Below are 11,983 nucleotides of genomic sequence, written 5' to 3'. Positions count from 1 at the left end.
CCGACCGATGGATTGTGTCCCACGTCTCCTTTTTGTGAGGGTTTCTTACATCTCGAACGAAGGGGAACGTTCATATGTCCGGCAGATCCAAGCTGGCGGCCGTGCTTGCCATCTCGGCACTGGTCGCAGCCCCCACCGCCACCGCGTCCGCCGCAACTGAACCCGCAGGCCCCGCACTCGCCAAGAAGCTCGCCAAGAAGGTGACCGTCGAGGGTGTCAACCGGCACCTCATCGCGTTCCAGCGCATCGCCGACCGCAACGGCGGCACCCGCGCCGCCACAACCCCCGGCTACGACGCCAGCGTCGAGTACGTCGCGGGCAAGCTCCGCGACGAAGGCTTCATCGTCACGACGCCGACCTTCAACTTCGACGTCCAGGTCACCGACGCCAAGCTCGCCAGCGTCGGCGGCGTGAACTACGAGGCGATCGTCATGACCGCCTCGCCGCAGACCCCGGTCGGCGGCGTGACCGGCCCGCTGCGCGTCGTCCCCGAAGACGCCACCACGGGCTGTGAGGCCACCGACTTCGCCGGCCAGGACTTCACCGGCTCCGTCGCCCTGATCCGCCGCGGCGGCTGCACGTTCGAGCAGAAGCACCTCAACGCGTTCGCCGCCGGCGCCATCGCGGTGCTGGTCTCGAACAACGCCGACGGTCCGCTGACGAACGTCACGCTGACCAACCCCGGCAAGATCCCGACCGGCGGCGTCTCCAAGGCCGACGGCACCACGCTCGCCGGCAAGGCCGGTTCCGCCATCACCGTCGACATGCGCTACCACCTCGAGACCCGCACCCAGCGCAACGTCATCGCCCAGACCCGCACCGGCCGCGCCAACAACGTCGTCATGGCCGGCGCGCACCTCGACAGCGTCGAACTCGGCGCCGGCATCAACGACAACGGCTCGGGTTCCGCGTCGCTGCTGGAGACCGCGCTGCAGCTCGGCTCGCGCCCGAAGGTCGACAACGCCATCCGGTTCGCCTGGTGGGGTGCCGAGGAGCTCGGCCTGATCGGCTCCGAGGAGTGGGTCCGCTCGCTGACGTTCGAGCAGCAGCTGGACATCGCGCTGTACCTGAACTTCGACATGGTCGGCTCCCCGAACGCCGCGTACTTCATCTACGACGGCGACGACTCCGACGCGGTCGGCGCGGGCCCCGGCCCGTTCGGCTCGGCCCAGATCGAGAAGGCCTTCGCCGACTACTTCGCGGCCAAGGGCGTCCCGACCGAGGGCACCGACTTCTCGGGCCGCTCGGACTACGGCGAGTTCATCGCGCAGGGCATCCCGGCCGGCGGCCTCTTCACCGGCGCCGAGGGCGTCAAGACCGCGGCACAGGCGGCCAAGTGGGGCGGCACCGCGGGCGTCGCCTACGACCCCTGCTACCACTCGAAGTGCGACAACCTCGGCAACGTCGACCGAGTCGCTCTCGGCCGCAACGCGGGCGCGCTCGCGTTCGTGACCGCGGCCTACGGCGTCTCGACCGAGGACGTCAACGGCGTGCCGCCGCGCTCTCAGCGCGCCGACGCCCGTTCGGCGGCCAAGATGTCGCTGACCGCGCACGAGGACCACTCGCACGCGGCCGTTTCGTAAGCAGCCTCTGAACGCGGAAGGCCGGGTCTCCCTCAGGAGGCCCGGCCTTCTCGCTTTGGCGCTCAGCCCAGGTTGTTGGTGTCGAACGTGTTGCAGCGCGCCGGATCGCCCGTCGACAGGCCGGTGTTGAACCACTTCTGCCGCTGCGCCGAGCTGCCGTGGCTGAACTTGGTCGTGTCGACCTGCCCGCCCCCGAGCTCGCGCTGGATGAAGTCGTCACCGATGCGCGCCGCCGCGTCCAGCGCCGCGGCCACGTCCTCCTTGGTGATGTTCGTGATCAGCGGCTGACCGTTGGCCGACGGAACCGTCGTCGCGGCCTTGGCCCACGCACCGGCGTAGCAGTCGGCCTGCAGTTCCAGGCGCACCGAGTCGGAGGTGGGGCCGGTGCGCGAGCTGACGCGGTCGGACGTGCCGAGCAGGTTCTGCACGTGGTGGCCGTACTCGTGGGCGAGCACGTAGGCCTCGACGAACGGGCCACCGGTCGCGCCGAACTTGGTGCGCAGCTCGTTGAAGAAGTCCAGGTCGATGTACACCTGGGAGTCGGCGGGGCAGTAGAACGGGCCGACCGCGGAGGTGGCGTTGCCGCAGCGGGTGTTCACGCTGTTGCGGAAGAAGTTGGTCTTGGTGACCTGATAGGTGTTGCCCGAGCGGGCGAACTGGTCGGTCCAGAAGCCCTGGATCGAGTTGATCGTGGCCACGACCCGGCAGTCGCTGTCGCGGTTCGCGTCGGCACCGGTCTTGCACTTCTCGGCCAGCTGGCCGGACTCGACCTGGGTGTTGCTGCCGAGGCCCTCCAGGCCGCCCGCCGGCAGCTGGATGCCGGTGAACTGCTGCACGAGGAAGTAGATGATCAGACCGACCACGCCGAGGCCACCGCCGACGCCGGCCACGCGGCCGCCGACGCCCCGCTGGTCCGAGACCTGGGAAAGATCGAGTTCCGCGCCTTCGTTGAACTGCACCGCAATCCTCCTGCCAAGGACCCCATGGGTGCCGCAAACGATAAAGCACGAAACATGCCTCGGTGCGGAGCCCGACGTCGGGGCACCGCACCGAGGCTTTCCCATTTGGTAGTGACGACTACGGCCCACGAAGGTTGGCGTGGGGCTCAGCCGGTGACGCCATGAGACGACACCGATGCCGAGCTCAACAGCGTCGAAGTGCGCCGAGCGACGCCGATGGCGCCTGGGCACCCGAAACCTCGTGTCCGTTGCTACACAGTCGCGACCGGACCGTTCACGTCCGATCCACTCGCGGGGATGCAACAGACCGCGTTTCGCCACAGCGAGGAGATACCTGCACAGCACCACCTACCCCTTCTGGGCGTGGCCTCCGGTGGTCTAGTTCATTCACCTTCCGGCGACCAGCTCGTTATCGAGCATGCGCTTGATCACCACATTTCTCAACACCTCACCCGAAACCTGAATTGGTGAAGTCGGACGGGTGACCTGCGGAGATCGACTGTGCAGACAGCAATCGCCCGGCGAGAGCCCACTCGCCGGGCGATTGTCGGAAAACGATCAGGAAACGATCAGGAAACGCAGAAAAGGCCCAGCTGGTCAGGCCTTGGTAACGCGACGCGCGCCGCGACGGGCCATCACGCCCGCGGACATCAGGCCCAGACCCACCAGCAGGAACTCCAACGGGTCGGCGCCGGTCTTCGACAGGTTCGGGATCGGCGAGGCCTGCTGCGACGCCTTCTCCCCGGTCTGCGGGTCGCCCGCGCCCGAGTCGTCACCGCTGTTGCCGCCACCGGCGTTGTCGCTGCCGTTGCCCCCGCCGGGGTTGCCGTTGCCGGGGTTCTCGCCCGGCTGCTCCGGCTGGGGGTCCTCGGGCTTCGGGTCCTCCGGCTGGGGGTCTTCCGGCTGCGGCTGCTCGGGCGCCTCGGTCTTGCCGCAGTCACCGCTCGCGGTGCCGAGCACGGCCGCGCTGGTGCCGCAGACCGTCACCGGGGCCTCGATGGTGCCGTTGGGCTCCTCGGGCTTGGTCGTGCCGCAGCTGCCGTCGCCACCGCCGGCGACACCGACCGAGTTGCCGCACACCGTGACGGGCGCGGAGACGAGCGCCTTGTCGCCCTGGACGCGCGCGGCGGGCTGCTCCTCACAGGTGGCGTCGCTGGTGCCGAGCACGTTGATCGCGTTGCCGCAGACCTTGACCGGGACGCTCACCAGGTTGCCGACGCGGATCTCGTCGTCGACGTTGAGAGGCACCGGAATCGCCTGAGCCCACCCGGCCGTGGCGACCATGATCCCGCCGGTCAGCAGTGCGGCGGACATGGTCCGGTTGAGGTTCTTGCGCATGACTGTTCTCCCTGGAGTGAATGACCTGTGCGTGGCTGTGGAGGCTTCGCACGGGTCAGTCGGGGGAGAACGTCGGTTCCTCCGCGCGCACGATGCGCGGCACGTCTTGTTGCTCGGTGCTGATGAGAGACGTCGTGGTGGTGGGCGGCCGCAGCGCGTGCGGCAGCGTGCCCGCCGGAATCTGGTTGCCTGACGTCGCCCCTGCGCCGCTTTGCGGGAGCGTGCCGGGGATCGGCTGCTCGGCCTGCGGTTGCGGCTGCCGCGGGACGGGCACGGGGTTCGTGGGCCGGGTCGTCGTCGACGGCGGCGCTGTGTGCTGTTGCGGCACCTCGGCCTGAACGGGCGTCTCGGCCGGGTTCGACGGTGCCCGCGGTGCCACGGGAGGCGGCGGCGCGGGAGTGTCGATCCGCGGGGCCGGTTTCGGCGGAGTAGGCGCGTCGGGTTGCTGAGGAGCGAGACCCGTCTCGATCTCGAGTCCGACATCGACGACGGGGAGCCGGACCTCGACCTGGAGCTGGTCGATCTCGACCTTGACGTCGGCGTTCGCCTCACCTGCGCTGCCCAGCAGCCAGGCACCGGTCACCAGACCGGCGAGCAGCAGGAGCCGACGCAACCAGGACATCGGCCCTCACCCTAGATCAAATGGAGCAACCGGGCACACGAAAAAGGCCATCTCGACGACTTTCGTCGCCGAGATGGCCTTTCAGCGCGGTCTGCGGTTACGGCAGTCGCGTGATCCGGTCGGTCGCCGGGGGCGCCTGGTTCGGGTGCGCCTTCAGGTAGGCGGAGAACGCGTCCAGGTCGATGCCACCGCCGGTGACGTTGGTGCCCTTGGTGAACTCGCTGAAGCCGTCACCGCCGCCCTGCAGGAAACTGTTGATCGTCACGCGGTAGCTCGCGTTCGGGTCGAGCGGAGTGCCGTTGATCGTGACACCCGAGATCTTCGAACCGAACGGCGCGGACGCCGACCAGCTGTACTTCAGGCCCGCGGAGGGCTGCAGCACGAACGTCCTCGTGGCGCTGAACTGCTGCTCCAGGACGTTCTTGATGTTCGCACCGGTCAACGTGACCGTCTGCAGGATGTTGCCGAACGGCTGGACGGTGAACGTCTCGCCGTAGGTGGCCACACCGTTGCCTTCGTTCTCGGTCGAGCTGGCGTAGGTGAGGTCCGAACGAACGCCACCGGGGTTCATCAGCGCGAGCACCGCGCCGTTGCCCGTGGTGGCCGCCAACTGCGAGTCGGCGATCAGGTTGCCGAGCGGCGACTCGCCGGACGCGACCGCGGCCCGCAGGATGTCGGCGGTGATCGTGCCGACCGGCCGGTTCGCGATCGGGCGAACCTTGGTCTTGGCGATGTCGACGATCGCCTGGATCTCCGGGTCCGGCGTGACCGTGCGCGTGACGATCTTGTTGTCGGCCTTCGTCTCGCCGCGGATCACGTCGCGCGTGCGGCGGTCGATCTTGAGGTCGACGACGCTGAGCTCACGCCCGAACGCGAGGCCCTCGATGAACGGGCGCGGGTTGCCGGCCGGGTCCTTGACCACGCAGTTGTAGTGCTGGTGGCTGTGGCCGGAGAAGACCGCGTCGATCTTCGCGCTGACGTTCGCCGCGATGTAGCTGCCGGGGTTCTCCGGAGCCACGTTGCACGCGTTGGGGCCGCCACCGGGCGACGTCACCTGGTCACCCTGGTGCACGAGCAGCACGATCGACTTCACACCGATCGCGTCGAGGAAGTTGGCGTACTTGTTGGCCGCCTTGACCTCGTCGCCGAACTGCAGCTCCTTGATGCCGTTCGGGTCGACCAGGATCGGCACGTCCTTGAGCGGCATGCCGATGAAGCCGATCGGCATCCCGTCGCGGATCTCCACCCAGAACGGCGGCAACGCGGGCAGCCCGGTCTTGGCCTTGGTGACGTTCGCACCGAGGATCGGGAACTGCGCGCCGGGGTAGGTGTCCCGGAACTGGCAGCCGTCCGTCGGGTGGCAACCCCCGCGCTGCATGCGCAGGAGCTCCTTGTAGCCCTCGTCGAACTCGTGGTTGCCCGCCGCGGTCGCGTCCATGCCGACCTTGTTGAGCACCTCGATCGTCGGCTCGTCGTGGAACAGCGCCGACACGATCGGCGACGCGCCGATCAGGTCACCCTGCCCGACGATGACGGAGTTCTTGACCTCCTTCTGGAGGTTCTTGATGTGCGTGGCGTTGAAAGCGGCGCCACCAGCGTCGACGGTCGTGCCGTCAGCCAGCACGACACGCCCGGACGACCCGGCCGGCGGCTCGATGTTGCCGTGCAGGTCGTTGATGCCGATCAGGCGCACGTCAACCGTGCCCCGACCGCGCAGTGACTGGACATCGGCCTGGGCAGGCCCGGTGGCGCTGATGACAGTGGCCGCGGCGGCGGTGATCGCCAGAACGGAAAGCCGTCTGAACGAACTCATGGGTTAGAAGCCCTCTCCAAGGCGTGGTTAACGCGCGTGTACGGCGCAGGAGTCTGCCTCGCCGACGCCACGTTTTCCAGAGCAATGACTGGATCGTCATGCGCGGGTTTAGCCTTGTCCGCGTGACGTCAAGTGAGCAGGAGCCGCGCTGGCTCGACGACGGCGAGATGCGTGCGTGGCGCACCTACGTGAACGGTTCCTCCATGCTCATGGATCGCCTGCACCGAGAGCTGCAAGACACCCACGGAGTGTCACTGGCGGACTACGAAATCCTCGTCAGGCTCTCCGAGCAGCCCAACCAGCGCATGCGCATGACCCAACTGGCAGAAGACGTGGCCTCCTCGAAGTCCCGCGTCTCCCACCAGGTGGCCCGAATGGAAAAAGCCGGCCTGGTGCTGCGCCGCGAGTGCACCGAAGACGGCCGCGGCGTCCTGGCCGAACTCACCCAGAAGGGCATGGCCCAGCTGGTGGAAGCCGCCCCGACCCACCTGCGCGGCGTGCGAGCCCACATCGTCGACCTCATCACACCGGAGGAGGGCGAGGTGCTGGCCAAGGTGTTCGACCGGGTCATGACACACCTGCGGGAGTCGAACGGCTAGGCTTCCCGGCTGACGCGGTTCGTGGTTCGCGTCGGGGAAGCGTGGCAGAGCGGCCGAATGCACCCGCCTTGAAAGCGGGAGACGGGCAACCGTCCGGGGGTTCAAATCCCTCCGCTTCCGCAGTTCAGAGGGGGTGTGACCGACCATTGCGGCTGGTCACACCCCCTCTGGTGTAGCAACGGGTGTAGCAACGACCTCAGCCCAGCTCGTCCGCGAGCCGCTTCAAAGCCTCCCGCTTGTCCTCAAGGGAGACGGCCGCGTAGATCATCATCGTGACCTCAATGTTCGAGTGACCGACGATGTCCCGGACGATGTGGGGCGGCACGCCGAGCCTGAGCAGCAGCGTCACGCAGGAGTGCCGGATGTCGTGGAAGCGCACCTCATCGAGGCCAGCGCGCTTCCGGATCGGGTACCAGCTCGACCGGAGGTAGGTGGGATCGATCGGCCCACCGAGGATCGTCGTGAAGATCAGTCCTGACTCCTCCCACCGATTCCCCGCAGCCTCCGCTTCGTCGTCCTGGAGGTCCCAGTGATCGACGAGCGCCCAGGCGACGAGCAGCGGCAACGGCATGACCCGCTCTGACCGGTCCGTCTTCGGCGGGACGAACACGAGCTTGGTGCCGACCCGCTGAAGCGTCTGCCGGATCTGCAACGTCGGCGCGTGCTGCTCCGCGCAGTCCTCACAGAACTCGTCCGCGTGTTCTGCGCACGGCTCGTCCCACCCGTCCCAGTCGATGTCCTTCCACCTCAGGCCGAGCAGTTCACCCCGCCGCATTCCGAGGTAGAGCGCCAGGACGTACAGAGCCTTCAGTCGATCGTTCTCCGCCGCCTTGAGAAGCGCCTTTGCCTGATCAGCGTTCAAGCCGCGGTTGATGTCATACCGAGGTGACTTGACCTGTACGAGCTTGGCCACGTTCCGCGGGATGACCTCTTCCCGCATCGCGTGCGTCAGGGCGTTTCTCAGAACGGCGTGGATCTGCTGAACGGTCCGATCAGCCAGCACCGTCTTGCAGCACTTTCCCTTGGCACAGCAACGCTGAGCGTCCTTCGGCCGGTTGGCGTCGATCTTCTCTGCGCAGCACCGGCAGTCGTGCCGAAGCCGCGTGATGAAGGTCCGGACGTCCTGCGCCGACAACCGGTGCAGCTTCTTCGTTCCGAGGTTGGGCACCAAGTGCCGCCGCACAACCACGCCGTACCCCTCGACCGTCCGAGGCCTCTTGGTGGCGGCCACGTTGGTCATCCAGTACTTGAGGTAGCTCTCCAGCGTCCACGTCTCCGCAGCTACCGGGATGCCGGCATCTGAGTCCGCGATCTTCTTGCGGAGCTTCTTCCAGCACTCCGCCTCCTCAGTTGCCGAAACAGTGACGCGCTTGCGATGCCCGGTCGTGGTGAGCACGTAGGCCGCACCGATCCACATCCCGTCTTTGCGCTGGTAGACCGAGCCCTCACCGTTGGACCGCTTGCCCCTGGTCATCACGCCGCCTCAGCGATCAGCCGGGACAGGTACGCCTGAACCGACGAAGCAGGAACCCGCCGACTCCCGCCGATCTTGATAGACACCAGCTCGCCAGCCCTGATCAAGTCGAACACCTTCGTCCGACCCACCCGAAGGGCGCGAGCAACCTCCTCGACGCGGTACGCCATGTCGTTCATCTCTTCCCCCTTGGTTGATCAAGCCGCTTGCGGTGTTGCCGAAAGATCTGGCGGTTCGGCCGCGAGCAGTGCGCGGTCGTACTCGGCCTTCCACGTCACGCGCTGAGCGATGGCGTGCATGAGCAGATGAGCCCGTGGCGGCACGTTCGGGTCGCCGGGCCGGACCTTGTACCAGACGAGCCGGGCTGGGTCCTTCTCAGGCTTCTCAATCCCCACGGCTTTGAGCGCCTGGAGCACGAACCGCTTCCGGTCGGCCTTGTGATCCGCCAACGTCTTCCCAGACCACTTGCGGGACACCAGAACCCGCCGCCCAGGCAGCCCGAGCGTCGCCCTCCGGTGAGCCCGTCCCTTGCAGCGTCCAGCGGTCGTCCGCGAGTTGGCCCCGCGTGGCTGGATGCCATAGAGGAGCCAGTTCGCGCACCGGTCAGAGCACGGCGTGACTGCCAGCTCGTCCGCCAGGCGGTCCGCGTGCCTGCGCTGTCGTTCGGTGTCCTGCTCGACCACCTCACCGATGGACTTGGTGAGGTACTTCGTCAGGTAGCCGATGTGTCGCCCAGCTTCCTCAGACCCGCCGAGGATGCCCTTGGAGTGCACCTGTCGCCCGAACTTCACGACGTGCGCCGGTTCCTCGACCTCCGCGTCTTCCCAGGTAGTCAAGGCCGTACCGGTGTCCGGGTCGATGAACGCCTTGGCGTTGCTGTCCCAGACCGGCAGCCGGTCCACGTAGACGCGTTCGTCGTGGTTGGGCCACCACACCTGGTGGTACGTGGCTGCCGTGACCAGCCGGATCACTTCGTGCGGGATGGAGCCGCGGAGCGCTGCGTGCAGGTGCGGCGCAGCTCGCTTCTGCGGTTCGACCGTGGCGAAGTACTGGATGTCCCAGCCAGCGACCCGCCGGAGGTTCTGCCACCACCGGTCAACGAGGCTTGCGAAGTGGACCGCATCCCTTGCGGCACGGCGATAGTCGTAGCTGTCCGGATCGACCGGCGTGCCGTCCTCGCGCACCTTGCCGTAGGTGTCGAGGGTGAGCGTCACGAACATCGAGGGACGGAAGGCTCCCGCGAACTCCCGTCCAACCGTCCGCTTCTCAACTCGCCGCCGAGGAAGGTCCGGCGCATCCTGCCGACGCTTCGTGGATCGCTTCACCGCCCGCTTGCCGGGGTCGTCAGGCGAAGGCAGGCGACCACGAACGCCGAGTTGCCGAAGTTCTTCGTCGACGCTGTGGATCTCCTCGCGCAGCTCGTCCGCGTTGTCTGTTCCCTCCTCTTCCTTGTAGGCCTTCATTAGGTCCGCGCGGTACGTCAGCAGCTCCGTCTGGTCCTTTGTGGGCGGTTCCGGGGTGAAGTCCGGCTCAACGTCCATGTGCCAGCCCTCGCGGCACTGAGCCATCCGCAACGCCTTGGCCTTCTTGGCGCACGGTGCACAGACGCTCTCGACCGTCGAACCACAGGGAACGGCGACGTACCGAACCTCGTAGGACTCGTGGTCTTCGACTTCCATCGTGAACGGCCGGACGCACACGCCGTGCTGCTCAGCAGCGGCCTTGGTGACGTCGATCGCGGCCGGCTGCCTCATCCGCTCCGCACGAGTCTGACCTGCAACATCGCCGGGAAAGGTAGTGATGTTCGTGCTCACGCCGCCTCCCTCTGGTCATGACCTCCAGGGAGGTGGTGAACGGTCGCCGGGGCGAGGAACAACCCGAGCTCAACTAGGTCCGCGTCCGTCACGTGGAAGGCCCGAGCCCGGTCCGGTTCGCGTTGCCCGTCCTCCTTTAGCCAGGCGACACCGGGCGTGTTCTCGCTGATCTCGTGAGCAGCCGCCCCGCGTTGCCTCACGCCGTCACCGAGCACCATGTCGACCTGGATCGGCTCGTCGAGGCGCAGCGCCACGCGGGTCGTGAACAGGTGCCGGAAGCTCACGATCTCCTTGCGCGGGTCCTGCACGAGCGCGACCGTGGCCACACCTGGAGCACGTCCCTGCGAGCTGATCGTCTGGACCGCACGAGAAGCACGTTCCCGTAGCTGCTTGTCCTGCTGGTAGGCGATCAGGTCCGCCAGCTCGTCGACCACCAGGACCGTGAACGGCTCACCAGCGGACCGCGTCCACAGTCGACGAACACCCCTGTACCGAGAGGCCCGAGCCTTGACCTCCGCCGCGATCTCTTCCAGCAGCTCGACCGCATCAGGGCCGTTGTCGTAAACGACCTTGTCGAAGGCGTCCGGACATTGGCCGAGTTCCATCCCGCCCTTGGGATCGATGCCCACGAGCCGAACCAGGCCGGCGCGAATCGCGGGAGCGAGCTGCCAGATGATCGACCACAGCACCGAGCCCTTGCCCGCGCCGGGAACACCGACCACGAGGATCTGCGAGCCCAGCAGCTTGAGCCGCCAGGGCTTACCGGTCTCCGTCCGTCCAACGACCAGCTTCTTGAGATCCACGTCCGCGGAGTCATCGAGCCGTGGGACGGGTACCGGCCGGGCGAGCGGGTCAGCGTGGATGAAGTCGAGTTCGAGCAACCGAGGCTTCAGCACCCGCACACGGCAGGACCGAGCATTGAAGGAGTGCGCCAGGTTGTCCCGTCGTGCTTCCCACTGTTCTGGAGACTGCGCAGGGATCATCCGCACTCGAACCTTGTCCCGCCAGCCCTCAGCACGAACGCGCCGCAGTGCAGGCCGGTACTCCTTGCCCCGGTGTTCCTTTGCGAGGTCGGACAGCCGCATCACCGTGCGCCACTTCGGCACGTAGACCGTTGCCCGCCGCCATTCGGTGACCACGCGGTACCAGCACTGCCGCAGGTACGAGCGCCGATGAAGCCCGTACCAGACCAGCAACCCGGCGACGAGCGTGAGCAGCGCCAGGACGAGCGGCGATAGCCCGAACTTCCGGTACGCGGCGATTCCGACGACGACCACGCTGGCCGCGACTGGATAGCGCAGCCCGAGGAGGACCAGGCGGACGCCGAGCCACACCGCGAACCCCGCCAGTACGAACGGCAGCGCAACGACCTTCGCCCACCGGGGAAGCCATATCCACCAGGGAAAGCGCGGCCGAGCACCCTCGAACGGAGCCGGATCAACCCACTTCGTCCCGCTCATCGCGCACCGTCCAAGCACGCGACGCACTCAAAGATGCTGCCCACACTCGGGATGTGGCCGACCGGTCGGAACGCTCCCTGACCGGTCTCGCACTGGCGCTTGCAGGTCAGGCACTCAAGACCTTCGGCCTGCGCCTGAGTGAGGTGGAGGCTGACGAGTTCCCCATTCTCAAGCATCACGGCGAACGTCGACACGACCTGCTTGCTGGCGATCAGCCGATCCCAGCGCTGTTGTTTCAGGGCCTTGTCTGGCGCACAGGTGCGCCCAGGCTCTACGCTCATCGTTGTTCACTCCCACGTTGGAGGGACAAGCGCAGGAGCG

At 67.2% G+C, this 11,983-nt stretch carries 10 protein-coding genes, 1 tRNA gene and 1 pseudogene; 3 read left to right on the top strand and 9 right to left on the bottom strand.

What is annotated here, in order from left to right; all coding sequences use genetic code 11:
- Positions 1 to 74: 74 nt before the first annotated feature.
- Positions 75 to 1,583, top strand: coding sequence for a M28 family metallopeptidase (locus tag G7043_RS22200; protein ID WP_166048366.1), 1,509 nt, complete (start codon positions 75 to 77; stop codon positions 1,581 to 1,583).
- A 62-nt stretch (positions 1,584 to 1,645) separates the two neighbouring features.
- On the opposite strand, the gene ypfJ is transcribed toward G7043_RS22200, so the two are convergent.
- From ypfJ to G7043_RS22180, 4 genes are all read right to left on the bottom strand, one after another.
- Positions 1,646 to 2,542, bottom strand: a complete 897-nt coding sequence (gene ypfJ, locus G7043_RS22195) for a KPN_02809 family neutral zinc metallopeptidase (protein WP_166048364.1) — start codon at positions 2,540 to 2,542, stop codon at positions 1,646 to 1,648.
- A 597-nt stretch (positions 2,543 to 3,139) separates the two neighbouring features.
- Positions 3,140 to 3,880 carry a hypothetical protein gene (locus G7043_RS22190; RefSeq protein ID WP_166048362.1) on the bottom strand — a complete coding sequence of 247 codons (741 nt, stop codon included), beginning with the start codon at positions 3,878 to 3,880 and terminating at the stop codon, positions 3,140 to 3,142.
- Positions 3,881 to 3,935: 55 nt separating this feature from the next.
- Complete coding sequence (locus G7043_RS22185) at positions 3,936 to 4,502, bottom strand: hypothetical protein (protein ID WP_166048360.1); 567 nt, start codon at positions 4,500 to 4,502, stop codon at positions 3,936 to 3,938.
- Positions 4,503 to 4,599: 97 nt separating this feature from the next.
- Positions 4,600 to 6,315: a bifunctional metallophosphatase/5'-nucleotidase gene (locus tag G7043_RS22180; protein ID WP_166048358.1), complete on the bottom strand. Its 1,716-nt coding sequence runs from the start codon at positions 6,313 to 6,315 to the stop codon at positions 4,600 to 4,602.
- Between the two features lie 167 nt (positions 6,316 to 6,482).
- Here G7043_RS22180 and G7043_RS22175 point away from each other — a divergent pair, with 167 nt between their 5' ends.
- Together G7043_RS22175 and G7043_RS22170 are read left to right on the top strand one after the other, a co-directional pair.
- Entirely contained in the window at positions 6,483 to 6,914 is a 432-nt protein-coding gene (locus tag G7043_RS22175; protein ID WP_242642580.1) for a MarR family winged helix-turn-helix transcriptional regulator, read from the top strand.
- A 35-nt stretch (positions 6,915 to 6,949) separates the two neighbouring features.
- Positions 6,950 to 7,034, top strand: a tRNA-Ser gene (locus G7043_RS22170).
- A gap of 76 nt (positions 7,035 to 7,110) precedes the next feature.
- Here the strand turns inward: G7043_RS22170 and G7043_RS22165 are convergent.
- The 5 genes and pseudogenes from G7043_RS22165 to G7043_RS22145 form a co-directional block, all read right to left on the bottom strand.
- Positions 7,111 to 8,388 carry a tyrosine-type recombinase/integrase gene (locus G7043_RS22165; RefSeq protein WP_166048356.1) on the bottom strand — a complete coding sequence of 426 codons (1,278 nt, stop codon included), beginning with the start codon at positions 8,386 to 8,388 and terminating at the stop codon, positions 7,111 to 7,113.
- A complete protein-coding gene (locus G7043_RS22160; protein ID WP_242642562.1) occupies positions 8,388 to 8,558 on the bottom strand; it encodes a helix-turn-helix domain-containing protein in 171 nt (56 codons plus the stop codon). The genes G7043_RS22165 and G7043_RS22160 overlap by 1 nt, the downstream gene beginning before the upstream one ends.
- A gap of 27 nt (positions 8,559 to 8,585) precedes the next feature.
- Positions 8,586 to 10,142 carry a replication initiator gene (locus tag G7043_RS22155; RefSeq protein WP_166049316.1) on the bottom strand — a complete coding sequence of 519 codons (1,557 nt, stop codon included), beginning with the start codon at positions 10,140 to 10,142 and terminating at the stop codon, positions 8,586 to 8,588.
- Between the two features lie 308 nt (positions 10,143 to 10,450).
- Positions 10,451 to 11,185, bottom strand: a pseudogene (locus G7043_RS50410) (FtsK/SpoIIIE domain-containing protein); the annotation flags it as partial.
- A gap of 473 nt (positions 11,186 to 11,658) precedes the next feature.
- Complete coding sequence (locus tag G7043_RS22145; protein ID WP_166048351.1) at positions 11,659 to 11,943, bottom strand: hypothetical protein; 285 nt, start codon at positions 11,941 to 11,943, stop codon at positions 11,659 to 11,661.
- Positions 11,944 to 11,983: the final 40 nt, after the last annotated feature.

The organism is Lentzea alba (genome assembly GCF_011067745.1).
Taxonomy (GTDB): Bacteria; Actinomycetota; Actinomycetes; order Mycobacteriales; family Pseudonocardiaceae; genus Lentzea; species Lentzea alba.
This window is presented reverse-complemented; position numbering and strand designations above follow the sequence as displayed.